Genomic DNA, 20,855 nt, shown 5'->3' on the forward strand with positions numbered 1-20,855 from the left:
GCGAAGGGAGCGTCTACCGCCTGTCTGGGTCGTGACGGCGACGAAAAGAGGCCATAACAAATAGTGCGAGTATCCCTGGAGTCCACATATGGTCGCGATAGATTCTGGATCGGCTGTCGTCGCAACTGATAACTGTGTCACCACGACAATCGACGGCGAGATCGTGCTGCTCAACAACGAGACGGGGCGGTATCAGGGTCTGTCGGGCGTCGGCCCGGACATCTGGGACCGAATCCAGGAACCGACGGAACCAGCGGCTATCGTCTCAACGCTGGTCGAGGTGTACGATGTCTCCAGAGACCGAGTGGCAAATGACGTGGAACGATTCCTGGAAACGCTTGCCGCGGAGCAACTCATCAAGGTCGATGCGAGCCCGACTCCGTGAGTTCAGGGCGTTGCCACGGGCGCAGAAGCTATTGCTCTGTGAAGCTGTGGTACTGATCGTTGCGAGCAAGGTACTGCTTGCAGTCGCTGGGCTGGAGGACGCAGAGCGATATTTCGGTATGGTCTCTCAGTACCTCCCGTGTCATCGTCAGTCCGGGTCACCAGAGTCAGTACGGTGGGCGGTTCTGACAGCAGGATCACGTCTCCCAGGTTCCTACGATTGTCTTGACCGAGCACTCACTGGTAGCACACTGCTGGTAGCAAACGACCTGCCGCATCGTCTCCGCTTCGGCGTGGACACCCAGTCCGAGACGTTCGAGGCTCACGCTTGGATCGAGTCCAACGGGGCTGTCCTTATCGGGGATGTCGACGACTTTGGGCGCTTCCGCACACTCACGGAACGCGAAGTACGTGGCTAACGAATAGTAAACACGGCATTCTGTATGAATTCAACAGTAATGAGTACTATAACAAATACATCTACATCTGAAACCAGAGGCGGGGGTAACCCATGAAGGAATACGAAACGCCGTCGGTCGAAACGTACGGAACTGTCGAAGAAAAGACGAACTGGTGGGACCACGACGACGGATACGGGAAGTGGAGCTAGCGTCCGCAGTCGGTTCACGTATCTAACTGATCCCTCCTTTATTGATCCTCGACACTGGCACCGGTCAGTGGCTACGTCGTGACGGTTTCGTGGCTGTGTGTCGGAAGTAGAGAGTGCATTCTTATCCACCACAGCAGTCAAGCGATCTGGTATGAACCAGGGGTGTCGTAGATGGGGTGTGTTTCAGCACGGACGGAATCGATGGACAACTACGCAGGGAGGGACCTAGCAGGATGGCAACAGTAAACACAGCCACGTACGAAGCCTTTGGACTGACAGTCCGCTCGGCATTCGACGTACCGGAGCTTCCGCCCGCTGAGACAGAGCCCGACGGGCGGGCCGACGTCACCATCACTGAAGAACGGCTCCCTCGCCCACTGTCGGCTGACTCCGAATCGACCTTTCACGCGGTAGACGAGCGCGAATACTACCTTCTATACGACGCCGCAACGGTCAGAATTCTCGACGGGACGTCCATCGCTGTAGACCCGGCCTCGGACGTGCCAGGCGAAGTCCTCCGCCACGTACTGGTCGGCCCGGCGTTGAATCACTTGCTGGACCAGCGGGGCTACTTCGTGCTGCACGCCAGTACCGTCAGCATCAACGGGCGTGCAGTGGCGTTCGTCGGGGAGTCCGGGGTCGGAAAAACGACGACTGCGATGGCCTGTTTGCTTGACGGGCACCGTGTCCTGAGCGACGACGTGGCTGCGATAACGCTGGATAATGCGGGACCAGTCGTTCGGAGCGGCTACCCATCGATGAAACTCGACCCGGAGGCAGTTGCGGCATTTGACCCCCCGGTCGAGCCGCCGGAACAGGTCCACAGCGGGCGCCCGCGACATTTCTACGGGCTCAGACACGACCAGCCCGCGACTCCGGTGCCGCTAGAACGCATCTATCTGCTCGAAGACGGCGACTCTATCGGGGTGGATTCAGTCAGGCCGGACGAACAGGTCATGGCGCTCGTCGATAACACGTACACACTGGGCGCGCTGGACGCCGACGGCCAGGCCGTGTCCAATTTCAGTGCTTGCGGGGAGATCGTCGACATGACAGATATAAAACGGCTCCGCCGACCGTTCGATCTCGATATGCTCCCGGAGGTCGTAGCCCGGATTCAGTCTGATCTCAAGAGTGAGCCATGCTAACGGAGGCTGAACCCGAACTCCAATTGGTAGTCGACTGTGTTCGTACCGCAATCGTCACCGACGCTTCCCCCGACCCTCCCGCGCTGGATGCCGAACCTGCCTGGGACCGCGTCCTTGAACTCGCCCGATATCATGGCGTCGTGCAACTCCTCTATCAGGGGCTGGAACCGATAGCACGCGAGAGCGGTGATGAGTTCACCGTGCCAGAGTCCGTGTTGACACGACTTAGCAGCACAGTACAGGGAAAGCGGATGCGAAATCTCGCGTTCACGACCGAGCTACAGGAGATAATCGAGAGTTTTGAGACACGCGGTGTACGCGCGGTACCGTTCAAAGGACCGGTGCTTTCGGCCGCCACCTACGACGACGCAACGGTGCGGGAGTACAACGATCTGGATCTGCTCGTCCATCCTGAAGATATCACCGTCGCCGCGGATATTCTGGAAGAGCGAGGCTACGAGTGGCGCGGGGGCACGCCGCGATTGGACGACGCCGCGCTGTTGGGCGGTCCCGTGACGAAGGCAATCGTTCACGAGTACGAGATGCGAGGGCCGGAGTTCGACGTGGAACTCCGCTGGCGCGTGGGCGACGCCGAGCGACCGTTCACCACACCGTTCAGTGAACTCTGGGACCGCCGCGACACAGTCGCGGTCGGCGGCCAACCGCTTCCGGCGCTTGCACAGCCAGACCGGCTACTCGTGTTAGCGTTCCACGGAACCAAGCACCGCTGGTATCTCCTGAAGTGGCTCTGTGATTTCGTTGCGGCGCTGGAGTCGACGGAAGCCGACTGGTCACACGTCCTCGCTCGGGCGCGGGAAACTGGCGTCCAGCGGAACCTACTGCTCGGGGCCGCGCTCGCCCGTACTGTCTTCGGGTATGCCCTCCCAGCGCCGATACTGGATCGTCTTCGTACGGACGACCGCGTCACCGAGTTAACCGAGGCCGTCGTCGAATCGCTGGCCGCTGGGACGCCACAGGCACCCACGCAGTTCGAGGCCGCTCAGTTTCACCTGGCTGCCAGCGATTCGGCAACTGCGCTGGTGCCGCTCCTGCTGTTGCATTCGTCGCTTCACCCGACTTACTCGGAGTACCAGTTTTGCCCGCTCCCCGGTCCGCTGCATCCGCTGTACTACGTCATCTGGCCGCTCCGACTCCTCCTCGAAGTGCCACAGTGGCAGCGACAGCGGTCCGAAGAGCCACTTGACGAAGCGACCTGAACAGCCGAGTCGCTCGCTTCGTTCCGGCGACGATTCGCTGTATCTGGGGGCTGATTCTCAGCGGTATCCCACAGGCGGCTCACTCCCGTGGCTGGATTGTCCCCTCACCCAGCCCTTCCCAGGCGACGCGGTAGCCAAGGCGTGCGAGGGTGGCGCTGTCGTCCTCGAGACCGTAGTCTGCCAGTCTGTCGCTCGCCGCCTCGTACGCCATTCCGGGCTCGATCTCCTCGGCCAGGTCGTCTAACACGGCAGGGGAAACGAGCGTGCGCCCGACGCGCTCGTGGGCCGGATAGGCCACGTCTTCCAGCGCATCCTCGCTGACGCCGTACTCCGCGGCGAGGTCAGCGAGCGAGGTAACGTCGGCATCCGGCCGGAGTTCATCGGGTATCTCCGCGGCGCTCTCGCGCACCAGCCGCTCCTCGTAGGGTCGCAGGGCATCCCGCACGTCTTTCACTCTGACCGTCCCGGCGTACGGAATCGCTCGGTTATCCGTCGCTTCGATTTCGTCCCCGACACCGAGCGATTCGTCGACGGCGACCAGCATCTCCACGTCCGCCAGCGCGTCGAGGCGGGCGAGCTTCTTCTCGACGTACTCCGGCGTCCAGAAACCCATAATTTCGAAGAAAATCCGGAAGGGAGCGTCACTGGCGGCCCCGTCAGCCCCGTCCGAGCCCCCGCCACTGCGCCCGGTGTCCCGAACGCCGGTATCAGCGCCGGGTCGCCACTCGAAGGCGAAATCCGGGATGATGACATGTTCGCCGGCCGCCAGCGGCTCCGGCTCGCGGATGAGGTCCCAGTCGAGGTCCAGCGCGGCGAACCGGCCGGCGAAGTCGGCTTCGACACCGCTGTCGTAGCTGACCTCAGTTACGGGCTCGACGCCGGGCACGGAGACATCCCCATCTGAAAGGGTGAGTTCCCGCTCGGTGCCCCGGTCGTCGATGGTCGCCGTCAGTTCCCACTCGCTCGCGGCCGCGACCGTCCGAAGGAGACGAGCGAAGCGGGTGCCGTACCGGCGTGTATTCGAGAACAGCGCGTCCGGCCCCGTGACGACGACCTCTCGACCGTTCCCAGTCCGGCGAATCTCGTACATCAGCCGGAGGCGTTTGACCGCCGAGACGAGCGCCTTCGGGTCGGATGAGCGGACCTGTACCTCGGTCGCGTCGAACAGCGCCGTTTGCGCTAGCGAGAGGTTGTACTGGGTCCGCAGTTCGGCCGGCCCCCAGCGCGAGTCGACGTCAGTGAGAACCTGTCGCGAGTCCCGGTCGGCGTATAGCGCCTCGGCCAGCGTCTCGGCGTCCGTGCCGAAGTGGTCGGCCGCCTCGGAGAGTGCTCGCTCGCGCTCGGCCTCGGTCACGACGCCAACGTCCGCGGCGGCTTCGAACACCCGACGACGGGCGCGGACAGGGTCGACCGGGGCTTGCGTCTCGAAGGTAGCCTCCCGTTCGACGAGTTTCGCCAGCCCACGGACCAGCTTGAAGTCGTCGGCCTCCCGCTCTATTTCGGCGAGTGCCGCGTCCAGCGTCTCGCGGGACTCGCCGACGTGACCCTGGTAGACGCCCAGGACGCGGGCCGCCAGTCGCTCCGCGTCGGCGTCGGCGAACTGCAGGTGATAGCCGCCGCCGGCCCGGGACACCCGCAGGAGGTCTTTCGTCAGCACACGCGTGTGTCCGCGACGGAGCGACAAAAACACGGGGAGTCGGGGCAACTTCTCGAGACACTCAGGAGTACCACCACGCTGCACCGCCCCCTATCTGCGTCGCCTGGCGACCCGCTCTTCGGCGGTCTCCTCGGTCACGAGTTCGTACAGCAGCGCCCGGCCGCCGTCGGCTTTCGGTCGGAGAACCCGGCCGAGCCGCTGGGTGAACTCCCGCTCGGAGCCGCTGCCCGAGAGGACGACGGCGACGTTGGCGTCGGGCACGTCCACCCCCTCGTCGAGCACGTTCGCCGTCACGACCCGGGAGTAGGTCCCGTCGCGGAACCGCTCTAATATCTCGCGGCGCTCGCTCGCGCCCGTCTCGTGTGTTATCGCCGGGATGAGGAACCGCTCGGAGAGGCGGTACACGAGGTCGGTGTGGGCGGTGAAGACGATGATGCGGTCCTCGCGGTGGCGGTCCAGAATCGTCGCCAGCCGGTCGACCTTCCGCTGAGCGTTCATCATCACCTCGCGGGCGCGCTGTTTCGCCAGCAGCGCCTCCCGGGCCGCCGGGTCGTTGCCGGACCGCTTCACGAGTTCCTGATAGTCGCTGCCGGACCGGAGTTGGATGTTGGACTGCTTCAGGTAGTCGGTGAACGTCCCCTGGGACTCCTCGTAGCGGTCCCGCTCGTCCGGCGTGAGTGCGACTTCGATTCGTTTGATATCGTAGTCCGCGAGGTGCTCGCCCGCCAGGTCGTCAACGCTGACTCGCTGGACGAGCGGCCCGACGAGTGCCTCGATGGTCTCGTGTGCGCCGTCCGGCCGCTCGAACGTCGCCGTCAGCCCGAGTCGCGCCGGCGCGGCGAGCAGCCGAGCGATGTCCCGATACCCCTCGCCGCCGAGGTGATGGACCTCGTCGAAAACCACGAGTCCGAATCGGTCCCCGAGTTCGTCGGCCCGCAGGTACGCCGAGTCGTACGTCGACACCGTGATGTCCTCGACCCGCTGTTCGCCCCCGCCCATGCGGCCGACCGGCTGGTCGAACTCCCGCTGTAGCTCGCGCTGCCACTGCTCCAGCAGGTCGATGGTCGGGACGACGACCAGCGTCGGCGTCCCCAGCGCGACCATTGCCGCAATGCCGATAACGGTCTTGCCGCTCCCCGTCGGGAGTTCCAGACAGCCCCTATCGCCAGCCTCTCGCCAGGCGTCCAGCGCTGCCTGCTGGTAGGCTCTGAGGTCGTACGTCGTCGAGAGCGACAGCGACGGCAGGGAGCAGACAGCGTCTTCGTACGCTATCCCGCGGTCCCCCAGCGCACTCCGGAGGTCGGCGTACCGGTAGGCCGGCGCTCTGGCTGTCTGGGTGCGTTCGTCGTACTCGACGCCGGGCAGGTCCGACGGCGGGTCCCCCGTCACGCGGATGGTTCCCGACTCGTACGTCAACTCCAGCACACTCCGGGGTTCGCCGGTCCGGCCGATAACGCTTTCGCGGGCCGCATCGCCGGGGGCACCAGTTCAAATAACAATACGGTTTACGTCCACTCGCGCCTACAGTGTCAACTATGGACGACAGGCGTACGACACTACTTGCCCTCTTGCTGTCGGTAGTGCTGACCCTCGCTGTGTTGCCGGCGAGCGTAGCGGGAGCACAGACGGCACAGGAGACACTGACCGTGGATAAAGACGGGCGTGCCGACTACCGGTCGATACAGGCCGCTGTGGACGCCGCCGACAGCGGTGACACCGTCGAAGTCCGTCCGGGCACCTACTACGAAGAAGTCCGAATCAACGAGAACATCTCCCTCGTCGCACCCGACCGGGCGATACTGGACGGCTCGCGGTTCGTCAACGGAACCGGCGTCACGGTGGCCGGCACAGCCGAACCGAACGTCACCGGATTTACCGTGCGGAACTACCGCTTCGGTGTCGTGGCCAACGGAACCAGGGGCGACTGGACGGTCACTGATACGACCGTTATCGCTGCCGACGTCGGCGTCTACGCGCCGAATTCGTCCGGGAACTGGACTATCGAGGACGCCGCCGTCGCCAGCACGACCTACAGCGGCGTGTTCGCCCGCGGGACCAGCGGTGACTGGACGATTCGCGACACTCGCTTCGTCGCTGTCGGCGGCGACGGTGCAGACGTCCGGAAGTCCTCTGGCGACTGGACGGTCGCAGCAGTCGTCGTTGACCGGTCCGGCGCGGACGGCGTCGACGCCTCCGGGACAACTGGTGACTGGTCGGTCCAGAACACGGAGGTCCGCCGGAGCGATACCGGCGTCAAGGCTATCAATAGCGCCGGCGACTGGACGGCGACCGACCTGACAGTCCGCCAGAGCGACACCGGCCTCGTGACCGCCTTCTCAAGCGGCGCGTGGACGCTTGAAGATGCGACCCTCGAAACCCGGGATATCGGGGTCTTCACCGCTCGAACGACCGGCGCGTGGACCATCCAGAATACGACCATCGAAAGCCGGCAACAGGGAATCCACGCCGTCAAGACCAACGCGTCGTGGACTGTCTCTGGGTCGACCATATCCGTAACCGCCGAGCAGAATGCCATCGGTGTCGACGCCCGCTCCGCGAGCGAGGGCTGGTCGCTTACCGATGTCACCATCGACAGTCCCGATATCAAAGTCGCCGAGTGAAGCGACCGCACCGACACTGCCCTCCCTCGTCACGGGCTGCCACTCTCGCCACCAAAGCGAAGCCCTTAATTAAAACACCCCCTTCTCCCAGAGTGCGGGACCGTGGGGTAGCGGTATCCTCGGCGGATGGGGTCCGTCGGACCTGAGTTCGAATCTCGGCGGTCCCACTTCAAAATAAAGAATAGAGGCACTCTATGCCTCTTTTTCGGTTCAACGAGGTGTTCACTGTGAGCCGTGCGGCCGACCACAGTGAGCGAGAAGTTTGCCGTATCTGCGGCTTCGTCATCGACCGTGAGTTGAAGCGCTGCCCTGCGATGGATGAGGGGGTGTGTCGGCCATGAGCCGTGCCGAGCGCAGCTGGCAACCAAGCGACGACCTCCCCGGAACAGTCGGCGGGCCGTCAGCTCTCTCGATGCCCGACGAGTGGACGCTATCGACGGCGTGGCAACGCGCCCAGCAAGAGAGCGACGAGGGTGGCGCTATCAACGACGCCGAGCGTATCGTCACTCTCTCCGACGGCGACGACTACCACCGTGTTCTCTGGGCGATACAGAGCCGTACGCTCGTCGCTGAGTGCGACTGTCAGGGCTACCACTACAACGATGGTTGGTGTGCCCACGTCGCCTCGCTGTGGTGGCAGTGGGTCCGTGGGCAGATCGTCGTGGCCCATCTCGACACCGGCCGCGAATACCCAGAGCCACCAGCATGGCTCCGCCTCGACGACGACCCGACCGCCTACGATCAACTTACTCCTGCCGAACTTGATGCGTACCTCGCTTGCGATCTCGGTAGCTTCGGCGTTCGGGAGTTCGCCCGCTACACAGACCGGGTGGCTGGCACCATTGGGAACCTGCTGACCGACGCCCGCGAGAAGACGGAGGGTCGCCAATAATGCGCGCACACACGACCGCCCGAGCGCGAGACCTTCCGGCGACCCCACGGGGGGCTGTCCTACACGTACCAACATCGGCGTCCATCACGTCGCCGTATGGGGATTCGGCCCCGTCTTACGAGGAGGTGGCTAGTCAGACATGACTGGGGGGAGCCAACTTCACGAGGAGAGCGGCAGCGATAAGATTACGTTCCGCCTGCCGACTCATCTGAAGGAACAATATCAGGAGCAGGTCGACAATATGAGTGCCGACCTCGAAGAGTACGTGCGGCGGAAGGTTTCGGAACCGACCCAAGACGGTGGCGTGGAACCCTACGCCGACCCCGACGACCGAGACCTCGCCGTCGCCTACCGAACACTGTGTAAGAAGCGTACAAAGGGTGGAATCGTTCGGGGTGAAACTGCCAAACGGGCACTGGCGCAAGCAGTCGACAACATCGACCAGCAGGGCGCACAGCGCCTTCTCAACCGCTTAGCGAAGCGTGGGTATGTCCGCCTACAGAACGGGATTCCGCCCAGCGACTACATGGCTGTTCACGTTCGGCCGTTCTCTCGCCACGACCCCGCTCAGGGAGGTGCAAAAGCCGATGTGTGAGCAGTCTGCGGGTAGCACTGAGCAATGGCAGGTTGTCGAAGCGGGCACCGGCGGTAAGACGCTGGGGACATTCGACACTGAGGAGGGGGCCCGCGAGTACGTCGAAAACCGCTTTGGAGAGTCGCCGTCACCAACTGTAGGTCGTACGGTCTGGAAAGGCGAGAAACGCCCTGGCCGGTCACGGTACATCATTCAACTTCGCAAAGTCCACACGGCTACTGACCGGTCCGAGTAATGGCCTAATCAGTCATTCAGCCATTCAGCGGCGCGTTTTACGGGGTTTTAGCAATTCTGTTTCTGCGTATGCTCGTTCATCGAGTGGTGATAGTTTGACAGAGCGAATCGAGTACGGCACGAAAGCGGCAGCAGACGCCGCCAGAGACAGGCATGCAGAGTATTTGTGTACCGATGACGACCGGCGGCTGAAGACCGTTGCTTACAGCAGCGACACCCCGGACTCGGTTCTCGAAACCGAGCGCATCGAGGCAGCCGACGGTCGTGGAGAACGAACGGACGGACCCGGACAGGTTCCCCTCTCGGATAGCGAGCGCGAGCGGATTGACTTCTCCCAGAAGCGGGCCAACACCGCCCACGCCCGGAGTGTGAAGGGTATCGCACAGGCAGAGGGCGTGGAAGACTGGGTGAGCTACTATGACGGGACGCTGACCGTCGACGAGCATCGGGAAGTGATGGACCGAGCAAGCCGAGAGAGCGGCGCTCGGAGCGGTGGCGAGTCGGTTCAGGAGAAGGCCGGCCGTGCGGCGCGGGCCGCGCAGTCCAGCCGGTGCGATCACGCTCGGGGGCACTGTGAGAACGGCGACCCCGAAGCCTGCGAGTTCCTGACCCAGACCTGTGGGTACTCTGAGGAGGAGATCGCCCAGTTTATCGACGACGAACCGGCCGACCAGGGCGAGCAGCAGGAGCTTGTGACCGTCGGTGGCGATGAGTACCCCGAGATGGAGCTACGACCGGAGACAGCCGGTGCGCTCCGGCGTGGGTGGCAGGGATACAAAGCCGGTGTTTCAGACCTCGAAGCGGCGCTATCACAGAGCCGTGAGGCGGTCATCAACGCTCGGCAGGCATGGCGAGCGGTGAACCGGATTCGAGAAGCGAACGGCCAGGAACCGATGCATCCCGACCGGTTGCACACGCTCCTCGACGCGCTCGACGGGATGCCCACCAGCATCCCCTCGGTCCGCACACTGGACCACTTCGTTCAGGACGACGCTACCGACCCGGCCGAGGCGATAGAGACCGACGACCAGCGCACTCTCTCCGGCGAGCGAGCGGACGACCAAGCGCGCTTGGCCGGTGGTGAGCGCGGTGAGCGGGGGCAGGGCGAGGTGGTCGACGCGGTCGAGGAGAATTCCGGCGGGCTACTGAGCGACGAGCGCACCGAAAGCGGCGGGTCCGGTGAAACAGAGCAGCAGGTACCCGACGAGTTCGCGGTTGCTGAAGGCGGTCAGGAGACGCTATGACAGGACCAACTTGCCCCGCTGAGGGGTGCGACTACAACGAAGAGGGCGAAAAGACAGCCGCCAGTGTCCGGCGGCACATCAACGCAAAGGCCGACGACGCGCACAGCGACACGGAAGCTCTCAGGAGCGCGCTGAACAGTCCCACTGAGGGGGGCAACGAGGGCGCTGAGAGCGCTCCCGACGACTCGGACGACGAAGAGCAGGGAGAAAGCGAGGATGAGCGCGCTGAAGCGGTCGAGAACGAGGAGAACGAGCAGGACGAAATGGACCAATCAAGCGAATACGAGCGGCAGGTCGCACAGTCTACGGAAGCAGAGACCAGCAACGAGGGCGGTGAAACCGAGGGACAGCAGGGGAATGACGGAGCACAACAAAGCGCCTTCAGCAGTGCCCCCATTGCCCCGCTTCTCGCCGGTTTCGCGCTGGTCGCAATCTACGTGCTGGTCTCCTCCGGCAACTCTAGCGGTGACGACCAGCCGACCGAGGTAGAGAGCGAGGTGGTCGAGGAGAGTGAGCAGGCCGAACCGGTGGCTGACGATCCCGAAGCAGAGGTGGCCTGGTGATGAGCGCGGAACCAGCCGACTCAACTGAGGAACCAGATACCGAGGAACCAGATACCGAAGAAGTACCGGAGATCGACGCCGACGAGCAGGCCGAAATCTCTCTCGATGAACTGGACGTCGACCCCGACGAGGTAGAGGAGCAGGCAGGGGCCGGCCCAGAAGCGGACGGCGACGACGCGGCGGACACCGAAGGCGATGATGCCGGTGAACAGGACACCGCTGAGAGCGACCAGCAAGCGCCGACACCGGCCGGTGAGACGTGGGGTGACCAGTACGTCTCGATGCTGGCACTCCTCTTGGGCGAAATCGCAGAGTCGACCGAGGGCAAACCAGGGAAGACTGCCGAGGACATCGAGGATCTGGCCCGTGCCCCACCGGTGGAACTAGACGAGAATGTCGACGAGTGGCTACAGCAGGCCGGCATGGGGACCGACATCCCGCCGGGCAAGGCTGTGGCACTCGGCACGGCTGGCCTGGTGGCCGTCGTGCTGCTGACGGAGACTGACGCCGCGAGCGACCTGATAGACGGACTGAGCGAGCAGTTAGACAGCGACCTTCTGTGACCATGATGGGGAAAATCAAGCAGATTCGAGAGGCAAAGGCAGAGATAGAGAACCCGCATGAGAGCGAGCGTATGCAGGCGCTTGCCGAGATACTGGCCGAAATTCAGGCCAGCCAACGAGCAGCGGTGATGGACCAGCGGGACGCCGCTGGAATCGACCCCGACGACGACCGAGAGCGTCTGGATAGAGCCGCCCGTGTCCGCGAGATTCTGGACCTTGTCGACGGCTACGGCCCTGGTGGACGGCCGCTTTCCGAGGTGTGGCTGGTGCAGTGCGCACCCGACGACATCGACACCACCGAGCCGTCTATCACCGCCCACTACGCGGAGATGAGCGAAGCCGAGTGGGAGGCACAGATAGAGCGGTGGGCCGACACCATCAGGGAAACACAGTCGGGTGAGATCGACGCCACCGACCGGGAGCTGGCAGACCACCACATCAGCAAGAAGTGGGGCGTCTCCATCGACCGCTTCGAGGCCGTCGTGGTGGACTTCGACCCAGCCACGGCGTTGGAGGACCTGCTGGCTGGCCCCTCGAAAGAGACCGAGCAGGCCATCAAGGCCAACACGGAGGCACTGGCGGAGTCGTGAATCTCGGCTTCGTCGCCCAGAGCGGCTGGGGAAAGGGGTACCACGCGCAGTCGTGGATGGAGAGCAACGCCAGGGAGTACGAGGCGCTGGTCGTCCTGGACTACTGCGCGGAGTACCGCGGGCTGGTCAAAGCCGGTGTGGCCGACCACCTGATAGTCGGCCCTGTCGAAGCGCAGATGTCGGTGAGCGACTGGATGAAAGTCCTGCGGGCGAACCCGCAAATCGTACTGGAACGGCACAAGTCCGAAATCGGGACCGAGCGGTGGCGGGAAATCGCTACCCGCATTGCCTCGGCGCTCCGTCGCCTCGACCGTGACCAGTTAGTGGTCGTCGATGAAGCGCACTTCGTCGCTCCCCAGCGCGAGAAACTGCCGAAGCCAATCAAGGAACTGGCGACGACCGGCCGGGGCGCTGGCACGTCAACGATGTGGGTCACACAGCGGACGGCCGAGATTGACAAGACGATTCTGACACAGTGCCAGGCCCGCATGGTCGGGGGCTTCGACGGCGGGGAGATCGGGCCGCTCTCCTCGTCGATAGAGTACCCCGCCGAGTTGCACAACCCGGCGGCCGACCCTGCGCCGTCTCGAATCCCAGACGAACTGCTTCCGTCGGGTAGAAAGCGGCCAACAAGCCTCCAGAAGCACAAGAACGACGCTGGCCAGACGGTTGGGAGCGAATGGATTTACAGCGACGACGACGGCAACCGCCGGCGGGTCGACACTGGGACCGTCTCGATGCAGAGCAACCACTACGGAAGCGAAGGGAACGACCTCGAACCACCGGAATACGCATGATGACACAGATTACCCTACGTGGCGACGACAGCGAAACCTTCGAGGAGGTACGGGAACGTATCGACCGAGAACTACCCGGTAGCGAACCAAGCAATGCAGAGGTGGTCCGTGTGCTGATGGACGAGTCTTCTTTTTGATGATAACTGATATGGCTTCTTTTTCGTCATCCTAACAGGCTAATAGCATTTTGAATCCAGTAATTAAGGTTCAGAGAGCTAATTAACTGAAGGAGGAAACCAAGTGCCAACAGGGATGCACCATAAATATAGATACGTTTAATTCTAGCTTCGTAAAGTAAGCCACGGATTGCTGTGAGAGTCATAGTTTGGTCAGCCTTCAACTGTGCTTTATTATCTAGCTGGATAGTCCGTTCTTCGGGGAAGATTAGTTGTTCTCCATCAACTTTGAACCATCCGCCACGGATATCGATTTCAGAGTTTCGAGAGACGTTTTGCTCCGCGTGTCGATTCAAAAACCAACTCATCAGCACCCAACTCCAGTGATTGAGATGAATGGGGCCATCATAAGGATGCGCCTTCCTTTCCTCAACTTTCTGCTTATTAGTTGATTTTTTAATAACCCGGTCTAGCCCTTTCTTATATACCCTGTGCGCTGGATCAATCCTTTTTAGAAGCCGTTTGATGGGCTTGATATCGGACCCGAGTAGCACGATTGAGCCTATAAAATTCAAAAATAATCCCACTGGAGTTAGCATACAGGTAGGACTTTCCCGGATAATATAAAACCTAAACTGCAGTCTCCAGTATGGAAAAAGAAAGCCTGCGAGAGATAGTTAGCAAAAATTACATTTTATTGATAGTTGTCTTGATGTGCAAGTCCGAATAATGCTATTTGAGTAAATGATGAAGCGTATCGATCTATTTTGTTGCACTTTTTCGTCGGTTCTTGATGGGTAGCGGGTCGTAACGGTGGGCCTGCATGGATTTTGGTGATGCGATGGGCACGCTCGCCTCGGAGGACTACATGACGGATGTAGCCCTCGTGATGGGCGGGTTCGCGGCCCCTGCACTCGTGAAGTACGGAGTCGAAGACAAGATGGGCAAGGACCTGCCCGACGAAGCCTACGGCGCTACAGTCGCGGTCGGTGGCGCTCTCTACGGCGGCGCTGGTCGCAAGGTCGCTATCGGTGGCGGCGTTCACGTTCTCGAAGCCCTGCGAACGCGGTTCACGGAGGGTAACTGATGTCGGAGGACATCTTCGCCAGCGAAGGTGCGGCCGCCGAAGCTGTCACGACAGCACAGAACGCACCGGATTCGCCGGTTCCGACGCCAATCCTCGAAATCACGCCCGAACGCGGGCAGTTCCTCCGGTTCCTCAACCGCGTGGCGAAGGGTCAGGAGGCGGGTATCCCGATCTACATGGACCTACGGGACGCCAACGGCGACCCGCTCCCCACGAAATCGGAGCTGTTCCTCGCCATCGAACCGAGCGGCCACGAGACGACAATGCGCGTCTCGCAAGCGCTCAAGAACATCAGCCAGTACAACCAGCTTTCCGTCAACGAGCAGCGCAACGTCGACAACGTCGATTCCGTGAAGGTCGAGCTTCAGAACCCCGAGGGGCTTCCCAACGGCGGCCAGCCGACCGACAAAATCGACGTGCGCGATATCGACACGCTGTACCTGCTGCTGGACTCCCCGGCACAGGTCGACTGGTCGGAGTCCGAGGTGTACATCGACAGCAACGCCGTCGAGCAGCACGGCCGGCGGTGAATCACCGATGAACCTGGACCAACGCCTACGGAACGCGAAGCGCCAGCCCGGCCACGTCGTGCCCGACGACATGGACACGTCGGTCAACAGTCAGGGCCAGCGCTCGGAGATCGCGGAGTTCCGCGCCACCACGGCGCATATGCTCCGCACCGGGCAGAGCAACCCGCTCAAGGTCGCTATTCCGGCCTACAAGAAGTTCACGAGCAACGCAACGGCCGGAGACACTGAGACGTTCAGCCTACCCCACTCCATCACTGAGTGCCCGGTTACTCAGGACGCAGTGGTGTGGGTCAACGGAGAGTACTACGGCGCTCCCGACGCTATTGACTACGACGCCGACACGGTCGACGTGACCGACGATGGAACCGAGAACCGGATTCACGTCTACTACATCAGCGACGCAGCGGCGTCCTTCGAGCTTCGGAAGCAGGCGAGCAACGCCAACACCGGGGGCCAGCGGCTCTATTCGGCCAATCTCGGACTGGTCCATCCCAGCCCGCAGATTGAGCAGCCCGAATATATGACGCTCAACCAGACCCGGATGCACCGCTGGGTGGGCACGGACATGACGGTCAACGCCTACGTCGACGCGCCGTACACGGTCCGGTGGACCGACACCGACGGCGACGGAACCGAGGCGACGAACGCACTGCTCCACATCCCGGCGTTCATCGGCCAGAGTGAGGTAGCGGGCCTCACGTCGGCCGTGCGTCAGGACATGGGGCGGCAGTAGGAGGCTACCGCTTCTATGGCGGATTTTTCGGCACCGTGGGAAGTACAGAACGAGCCGACAGCCACCGCTACCAGTCTGGATGAGGGCGACACCGTAGCGGCGGCCAACACGCAGACGAACGGGCCGCTGACGGCCTGCGTCGAAAAGAGCAACTGGACCCTTCAGGACCTCGAATTAGTGCTACAAGCGATGAATGTGGTGCTGTTCCTGATAGTGGTCTGGATGGCAGTCACGGAGGATACAAACTGATGGGACAGAACGCAATGGAGCAGTGGGTATCGGAGCAGGATGACCTAGTAATCGAGGAGGACGGTTCGATTACCAACACAGAAACAGGAGTCAACAGCAAGAACAACAGCAACAGCGACCTCGACCTAATCGAGGGCGACGGAATCGGTGGCGACAACGATATAGCCAGCAACGAGGCCGCCGCCGAGCAGTTCGGGGAAAACGTCGCAACCGGAGAGATTGACGGCCACGCGCCAGACTCGGAGGTAAACGCCGTTCTCGGCAGCGACGGGGAAGCGGTGGCAGTGGCCGCCACGGAGGACGAAGTCGAGCAGTCCGAGGCGGTGCTGTATTCCGAAGCACAGCAGGACGGCGGTGGCACGCAGCCACCGGAGAATCCCCAGCAGGCGGCCCAGCAGATGCGAGCGAGCTATCAGCAGCTACTCAGGCAGATGCAGGGCCAGCAGACCGACGCCAGCGGCCCATCTCCGGCTCTGGCGGTGGGTGGTCTCGCGGCGCTGGGAATCGCAGGATACTGGGTGCTATACGGATGACTCAGGCAAAAGGGGGTAACATCACGCTTGAGCTTGACGCACCCCAGTCCGTCGACCCCGGACAGGGCTTCGAGGTGACGGCGAAGGTCCACAACGGCGGTCTCTACATCAACCCGTGGGAACCCGACCGCTGTACCGGCGAAGCATCCGCCGGCTACATGGTCCGGGTGGACCTCGAAGGGCCGATGGGAGAAACCCGCTCGCAGGGGCCGATGTGCGTTCGAGTTACGAACGTCGGCACTGGCACCGAGGAGGTGACAAAGACCTTCAGCGCCCCGGAATCGTCCGGAGAGTACGAGGTATCCGCCAACGCCGTCCTGCCCGGCTCGGGCAGCGAAACCGGCGAGGAAACCGCGTACGTCGTGGTCTCCGGCGAGGATACGGCCGAACCGGACCCAGACGATAGCGACGACGAGGACGACGACAGCGACGACAACAACGGCCCGCCGTCGTGGCTTCCAACGCCCGACGATAGCGACGATGACGACGACGACAGCCCGGCGGCGCAGTTCTTCGGGGTGGACATGGGACGCATCAAGCTGTACGGCGGTCTGCTGGCGCTGCTGCTGGCGCTGTGGGCGCTGAGTCCGTACGCGAGTCTGGCAGCCGCCGGGGCCGACGCACTGGGGGGCCGGTAGGATGGTCCCGGAGGCTATCATCTACCAGTCGACGGCCATTGTCACGGCAGGAGCGCTATCAGCGCTCGCTATAGAAGCCCGCTGGACACGGAACGCGGCGCTGCGACACGAGCGACAACTGAACGGAACCGAGCATCGGGCCGGAATCATCGAACTCGTGAACGAGCATCTGAGAGACAAGAATGAGGACTGAAATCGAAGCCGAAAAAGAGGAGATGAGCGAGCAGGAGATCGAGGAGCAGCGGCGACGTATCGACGGCGAGGGAGGGGCGGCATGATCGTCCCCGAACCAGCGGCCGACGACGTGCCGTACAACGACCCTCTCACTCGCATCCTCGACCCGGGCGAGCAGTTGACTGTGACGTTCTCGCCTACCCAGCAGGTCACGGAGTTCGTACTGCCGATTCTGGGAATGTCAAAGCACCCCGACAGCAGTTATGAGGCGTGGATGGACGGCAAGCGGGTGTACGGGCCGGCTCCTGTGCCCCCGACCGACATTGACGACCTCGTGGCTACGTTCATCCCGGCCCGTCGGTTTTCGTCGAAGATGACCGTCTACGTGCGGAACCTCTCAGACACGACGACCCGGCGATACACAATCCAGCCGCTCGGCTGGGAGGTGGCACAATGACGATTGAAACCACGGGGAAGGTCGAGCGCATCAACGTCGTCCAAGACGGCAACGGCGACGACCAACCCCCGAGCAACGAGCAGCGCCAGATGGAGATTCAGAAGGCCGTCGGGAACCCGTCGGGCGCGACGATCCGCACTCACACGACCGACGGAACGGCCGCCGAGCAGCTGCCCAATCTCTCCATCCCGGACGGGGTGACGGCACTGGTCGTCTACCTGCCCGCCAACAGCGGAGACGTGTTTCTCGGAGACGCAGACGACCAGTTTATCCCGCTGACCGACGCGGGCCACGTCTTCGAGTGGGAGGGAGCCACGCTGTCGGACCTGCACATCAGGACCAACACAGCCGGCGACGGCGTGGGTATCATCTTCGAGGGGGGACAGTAGCATGGCCGGACTCAGTGCAACGTCTGGCGGCGGCTTCGACTACATCCAGAGCGCCGAACCGGCCGACCCCGAGAATGGCGAACTGTGGTTTGACACGGACGGCGGGACCGACGGCAACGGCGAGGTGAAGGTCTACGACGGCACCACGTGGGACACGACCGGCTACGTCAGCCACGACCAACTCACTAACGTCTCTCCGGGCGACCACTTCACACCGGGTAGCGGCCTGTCGTTCAATTCGGGGACGCTGGCCCTTCTACTGTCGTCGTATCTGACCATCGACGGCAACGGCGACCTCGCGCTCGCATCGGACAGTATCGGGCAGGACCGGCTGGCCTTCAATACGGCCACGCAGTCGGAGCTAAACGGCCACGCGGGCGACTCGACGGCGCACCACAGCAAGCCGAGCGGGACGCAAAACACCACTGATGAGGTGTGGAGAGACCTCGGCTACTCAAACAAGGTATTCAGCGTTGTGACAGGATACGAGATTGAAGTAGACCATTACGGTGGCGATACAGGAAAGACGGGCCAGCATGAATTCCGACTGTATGACCGTAAAGACGGCAAAATAATTCATACCGAGACATTCACGACCGAGAACACGGGACAATATGAGTACGTTTCTGGGTCGGTGCCTGACGTGTGGGCTGGTTATTATGAATTCAATTTCGAGTACGAGACCAATTGGCAGAACGGCGCTATCAGAATAGCGCCCACTCCCCAACACTCGCACAACATCTAACAATGCAATCAGCAATATCTCAAATCCCGACACCAACGGCTGAGATGGTCGCTTACGGCCTTCTCATGTTTATCGGCGGGATGACGGTACCGACTCGCTACGGAATTGAGCGGCTGGAAGGATTCGGCCGGTTCATGGCGGCGAAAATCCCGTACAGACCCGAGCCGGGCAAAGACGAAGAAACGGCGATGCAGGAGGCGACAGGCAACGCAGACGAGCAGGAGAGCGGCCAAGACAACGGAGGTAACTGACATGGGAATCATCAAGATCGTCGGCGACCCCGACGGACACGGCGACGAGTACGACATTCGAGTAACTGGCGAAGCGACCGGGGCCGGCGATATGGGCGGCGGGGACGATGTGAGGCGGCTGCCCGACGTACAGCAGATGATCGGCAGCATCAACGAGCAGTCCGACACGTACAGATATACCGGCAGCATCGTTCAGGCGGACGTGCCCAACGGGGCCGCCATGCTGATCGACGGGCAGCGCGTCGACTCGGACAGTATCGGCAGCGGCAACAGCTACACATCCCCAACTGACCCCGTGCTGGGGCCTGCCCCGGAACCCGAACCGGAGGCGACGCCGCCAACTGAGCCGGAGCCGGAACCCGAGCCAGAGCCGGAACCCGAACCGGAGCCGGAACCGGAGCAGTCCCCGAGTGCTACGCCGCCGACCGAGCAGAGCGACGGCAGCCAGCAGAGCGAGACGACGACGCTCGGGGGCAGCTTGCCAGATACGGTGATGTGGGTGGTCGGTCTCGGAGCGATAGGGCTGGCCGTCTACAAGAGCCAGCAATGAGCTTCCCGTATCACACTGTGCCGGACGGCTCGGCGGCACTCCCGCATCACTACGTGACGGCCACGCTGGCGGCGCTGGTGCCCATCCTCATCGTGTGGGACAACTATCCCCGGCGTGAGCCGTGGCTGGCGCTGTGCGGCGTGCTGGGCGGTCTGGTGAGCTTTGGGATGATATGGCCCCGGTATCCGGTCATCGGCGCGAGTCTGACGCTGGCCGCTAACGCAGTGGTGCTACTCGCTCCGTTCCGTCCGGGGTGGCGCGAGTGGCCTCGGCGGCACGCTGTCGCGGTCGTCGTGCTGGCCCTGGTGGCGGCGGACGACTCGCTACAGCACGCCTTGGGCTGGCACACACCGATAGATTCGGCGTGGAAGGCCGGCGGCCGGGCGACAGTAACCCATCTCGGGGAACTGGTCGTACGCGCACTGTGACGACGAAGGACCGAGATAGCGTGTCCGGTTCTGCACTGAAAGTCGGAAAATCGGACACCGAACCACGCCATTACAGTCCTGAGAAAGCTGTATCACGCCGACTCAGTCTCCCGATTTTACTTGGCTGTAGAACTGTGTCCGGTTCAATATATAATCGGACATCCCCGTCATGACAACTCTCCTTCAGGTTCGATTATAGCTCATTGCTTAATTACTGGGTCGGAGTAAATATATGATTTTCAACACGTATTCAGATTAGGTGCTTGTAAAAAGTAGGCTAGAATTGATGTACCATCAGTCACTCTGCATTGTATGCTCACCTCGATTCTATCTGGTGTTATCGGCGGTGTTGCTACCGGCGTAGTGATGTATATTATACGCCAGAAACGGCGAACAGACAGTTTACGCCAAGCCATAGCGACAGAGATCCGGAACACACCAGTTGGAGCAGCCAAAGCATCAATACTAGGGGTAAATGCGCTGAAAACTCCAATCATTGACGCGAACTTGGGGAAAATTAATCTACTATCGAACCGAGAGGTTGAGTTGGTCACACAGTACCATCAACACATGGCGAAAGTACGGGATGTGAACGAGCGAAAGAGTGCTAACGATAGGGTCCGCATACCTGTCTCAATAGTGGAGCGAGGTGATGAGTTATCGAGCGAGACAGTGGATACATTGGAAGCGAGTATGTGGACGCTGACGACTCCCTCGTGGCTCAAGTCCCCGTTTTCGAGGACTGGAGAAAAAACACAAAAAAGGGAATCGGATGCAGATAATTTCGATAAACGAGCGTGGGAACTACAACAAGAAGCCGCAAATAAGGATTTGGACGAGGAACGAGTAGAGGATTAGCC

The 20,855-nt window shown here is 62.0% G+C and carries 30 protein-coding genes and 1 tRNA gene; 28 read left to right on the plus strand and 3 right to left on the minus strand.

The genetic code is table 11. From position 1 onward, the window contains the following. Positions 1-88 precede the first annotated feature (88 nt). The 4 genes from C442_RS08535 (at position 89) to C442_RS08550 (ending at position 3,359) form a co-directional block, all read left to right on the plus strand. Positions 89-385, plus strand: coding sequence for a PqqD family peptide modification chaperone (locus C442_RS08535; protein ID WP_008309534.1), 297 nt, complete (start codon positions 89-91; stop codon positions 383-385). After that, positions 366-803, plus strand: a complete 438-nt coding sequence (locus C442_RS08540) for a lasso peptide biosynthesis B2 protein (RefSeq protein WP_008309536.1) — start codon at positions 366-368, stop codon at positions 801-803. Before C442_RS08535 ends, C442_RS08540 begins: the two co-directional genes overlap by 20 nt. A gap of 424 nt (positions 804-1,227) precedes the next feature. Next, positions 1,228-2,142, plus strand: coding sequence for a phosphoenolpyruvate carboxykinase (ATP) (locus C442_RS08545; protein ID WP_008309540.1), 915 nt, complete (start codon positions 1,228-1,230; stop codon positions 2,140-2,142). Then, positions 2,136-3,359, plus strand: a complete 1,224-nt coding sequence (locus C442_RS08550; protein WP_049942897.1) for a nucleotidyltransferase domain-containing protein — start codon at positions 2,136-2,138, stop codon at positions 3,357-3,359. Before C442_RS08545 ends, C442_RS08550 begins: the two co-directional genes overlap by 7 nt. 79 nt (positions 3,360-3,438) lie before the next feature. Here C442_RS08550 and C442_RS08555 read toward each other — a convergent pair whose 3' ends face one another. Together C442_RS08555 and C442_RS08560 are read right to left on the minus strand one after the other, a co-directional pair. Further along, entirely contained in the window at positions 3,439-5,016 is a 1,578-nt protein-coding gene (locus C442_RS08555) for a DUF790 family protein (protein ID WP_008309545.1), read from the minus strand. Positions 5,017-5,106: 90 nt separating this feature from the next. Continuing rightward, the gene (locus C442_RS08560) at positions 5,107-6,441 is read right to left on the minus strand and encodes a DEAD/DEAH box helicase (protein WP_008309547.1); all 1,335 of its coding nucleotides are present in this window, start codon (positions 6,439-6,441) and stop codon (positions 5,107-5,109) included. A 110-nt stretch (positions 6,442-6,551) separates the two neighbouring features. Here C442_RS08560 and C442_RS08565 point away from each other — a divergent pair, with 110 nt between their 5' ends. The 10 genes from C442_RS08565 (at position 6,552) to C442_RS22095 (ending at position 13,252) form a co-directional block, all read left to right on the plus strand. Continuing rightward, positions 6,552-7,637: a right-handed parallel beta-helix repeat-containing protein gene (locus C442_RS08565; RefSeq protein ID WP_008309549.1), complete on the plus strand. Its 1,086-nt coding sequence runs from the start codon at positions 6,552-6,554 to the stop codon at positions 7,635-7,637. A gap of 96 nt (positions 7,638-7,733) precedes the next feature. Next, positions 7,734-7,804, plus strand: a tRNA-Pro gene (locus C442_RS08570). A gap of 170 nt (positions 7,805-7,974) precedes the next feature. Further along, positions 7,975-8,529, plus strand: a complete 555-nt coding sequence (locus C442_RS08575; RefSeq protein WP_008309550.1) for a hypothetical protein — start codon at positions 7,975-7,977, stop codon at positions 8,527-8,529. Between the two features lie 139 nt (positions 8,530-8,668). Next, positions 8,669-9,124 (plus strand): hypothetical protein, encoded by a 456-nt coding sequence (locus C442_RS08580; protein ID WP_008309551.1) that lies wholly within the window; start codon positions 8,669-8,671, stop codon positions 9,122-9,124. A gap of 329 nt (positions 9,125-9,453) precedes the next feature. Beyond that, positions 9,454-10,602 (plus strand): hypothetical protein, encoded by a 1,149-nt coding sequence (locus C442_RS08585; protein ID WP_049942898.1) that lies wholly within the window; start codon positions 9,454-9,456, stop codon positions 10,600-10,602. Then, on the plus strand, positions 10,599-11,165 hold the full coding sequence (locus C442_RS08590; RefSeq protein ID WP_008309553.1) for a hypothetical protein: 567 nt from the start codon (positions 10,599-10,601) through the stop codon (positions 11,163-11,165). Before C442_RS08585 ends, C442_RS08590 begins: the two co-directional genes overlap by 4 nt. Continuing rightward, positions 11,165-11,728 (plus strand): hypothetical protein, encoded by a 564-nt coding sequence (locus C442_RS08595; protein WP_008309554.1) that lies wholly within the window; start codon positions 11,165-11,167, stop codon positions 11,726-11,728. The genes C442_RS08590 and C442_RS08595 overlap by 1 nt, the downstream gene beginning before the upstream one ends. Before the next feature lie 2 nt (positions 11,729-11,730). Then, positions 11,731-12,318, plus strand: a complete 588-nt coding sequence (locus tag C442_RS08600; RefSeq protein WP_008309556.1) for a hypothetical protein — start codon at positions 11,731-11,733, stop codon at positions 12,316-12,318. After that, positions 12,315-13,115: an ATP-binding protein gene (locus C442_RS08605; RefSeq protein WP_008309557.1), complete on the plus strand. Its 801-nt coding sequence runs from the start codon at positions 12,315-12,317 to the stop codon at positions 13,113-13,115. Before C442_RS08600 ends, C442_RS08605 begins: the two co-directional genes overlap by 4 nt. Next, entirely contained in the window at positions 13,115-13,252 is a 138-nt protein-coding gene (locus tag C442_RS22095) for a hypothetical protein (RefSeq protein ID WP_167320671.1), read from the plus strand. Before C442_RS08605 ends, C442_RS22095 begins: the two co-directional genes overlap by 1 nt. Positions 13,253-13,278: 26 nt before the next feature. On the opposite strand, the gene C442_RS08610 is transcribed toward C442_RS22095, so the two are convergent. After that, entirely contained in the window at positions 13,279-13,830 is a 552-nt protein-coding gene (locus C442_RS08610; protein WP_008309559.1) for a hypothetical protein, read from the minus strand. Positions 13,831-14,054: 224 nt separating this feature from the next. On the opposite strand from C442_RS08610, the gene C442_RS08615 reads away from it, so the two are divergent. From C442_RS08615 to C442_RS08680, 14 genes are all read left to right on the plus strand, one after another. Beyond that, positions 14,055-14,318 carry a hypothetical protein gene (locus tag C442_RS08615; protein WP_008309561.1) on the plus strand — a complete coding sequence of 88 codons (264 nt, stop codon included), beginning with the start codon at positions 14,055-14,057 and terminating at the stop codon, positions 14,316-14,318. Further along, entirely contained in the window at positions 14,318-14,848 is a 531-nt protein-coding gene (locus C442_RS08620; protein ID WP_008309563.1) for a hypothetical protein, read from the plus strand. Before C442_RS08615 ends, C442_RS08620 begins: the two co-directional genes overlap by 1 nt. Before the next feature lie 7 nt (positions 14,849-14,855). Beyond that, the gene (locus tag C442_RS08625) at positions 14,856-15,581 is read left to right on the plus strand and encodes a hypothetical protein (RefSeq protein ID WP_008309565.1); all 726 of its coding nucleotides are present in this window, start codon (positions 14,856-14,858) and stop codon (positions 15,579-15,581) included. 15 nt (positions 15,582-15,596) lie between these two features. Continuing rightward, positions 15,597-15,830 carry a hypothetical protein gene (locus C442_RS08630; RefSeq protein ID WP_008309567.1) on the plus strand — a complete coding sequence of 78 codons (234 nt, stop codon included), beginning with the start codon at positions 15,597-15,599 and terminating at the stop codon, positions 15,828-15,830. Continuing rightward, a complete protein-coding gene (locus tag C442_RS08635) occupies positions 15,830-16,363 on the plus strand; it encodes a hypothetical protein (protein WP_152418449.1) in 534 nt (177 codons plus the stop codon). The genes C442_RS08630 and C442_RS08635 overlap by 1 nt, the downstream gene beginning before the upstream one ends. Then, positions 16,360-17,001 carry a hypothetical protein gene (locus tag C442_RS08640; protein WP_008309570.1) on the plus strand — a complete coding sequence of 214 codons (642 nt, stop codon included), beginning with the start codon at positions 16,360-16,362 and terminating at the stop codon, positions 16,999-17,001. The genes C442_RS08635 and C442_RS08640 overlap by 4 nt, the downstream gene beginning before the upstream one ends. Before the next feature lies 1 nt (position 17,002). Then, positions 17,003-17,194 carry a hypothetical protein gene (locus C442_RS08645; RefSeq protein ID WP_008309573.1) on the plus strand — a complete coding sequence of 64 codons (192 nt, stop codon included), beginning with the start codon at positions 17,003-17,005 and terminating at the stop codon, positions 17,192-17,194. Between the two features lie 81 nt (positions 17,195-17,275). Further along, complete coding sequence (locus tag C442_RS08650) at positions 17,276-17,632, plus strand: hypothetical protein (RefSeq protein ID WP_008309575.1); 357 nt, start codon at positions 17,276-17,278, stop codon at positions 17,630-17,632. Then, on the plus strand, positions 17,629-18,021 hold the full coding sequence (locus C442_RS08655) for a hypothetical protein (protein ID WP_008309576.1): 393 nt from the start codon (positions 17,629-17,631) through the stop codon (positions 18,019-18,021). The genes C442_RS08650 and C442_RS08655 overlap by 4 nt, the downstream gene beginning before the upstream one ends. A 1-nt stretch (position 18,022) precedes the next feature. Beyond that, positions 18,023-18,766, plus strand: coding sequence for a hypothetical protein (locus tag C442_RS08660; RefSeq protein WP_008309577.1), 744 nt, complete (start codon positions 18,023-18,025; stop codon positions 18,764-18,766). A 2-nt stretch (positions 18,767-18,768) separates the two neighbouring features. Next, entirely contained in the window at positions 18,769-19,017 is a 249-nt protein-coding gene (locus C442_RS08665) for a hypothetical protein (protein WP_167320674.1), read from the plus strand. A gap of 1 nt (position 19,018) precedes the next feature. Beyond that, positions 19,019-19,567 carry a hypothetical protein gene (locus tag C442_RS22470; RefSeq protein WP_008309579.1) on the plus strand — a complete coding sequence of 183 codons (549 nt, stop codon included), beginning with the start codon at positions 19,019-19,021 and terminating at the stop codon, positions 19,565-19,567. Beyond that, positions 19,564-19,995 (plus strand): hypothetical protein, encoded by a 432-nt coding sequence (locus C442_RS08675; protein ID WP_008309580.1) that lies wholly within the window; start codon positions 19,564-19,566, stop codon positions 19,993-19,995. The genes C442_RS22470 and C442_RS08675 overlap by 4 nt, the downstream gene beginning before the upstream one ends. Positions 19,996-20,307: 312 nt before the next feature. Further along, positions 20,308-20,853, plus strand: coding sequence for a hypothetical protein (locus C442_RS08680; protein ID WP_049942899.1), 546 nt, complete (start codon positions 20,308-20,310; stop codon positions 20,851-20,853). Positions 20,854-20,855 lie beyond the last annotated feature (2 nt).

The sequence above is a fragment of the Haloarcula amylolytica JCM 13557 genome (assembly GCF_000336615.1).
In the GTDB taxonomy this organism is placed as follows: Archaea; Halobacteriota; Halobacteria; order Halobacteriales; family Haloarculaceae; genus Haloarcula; species Haloarcula amylolytica.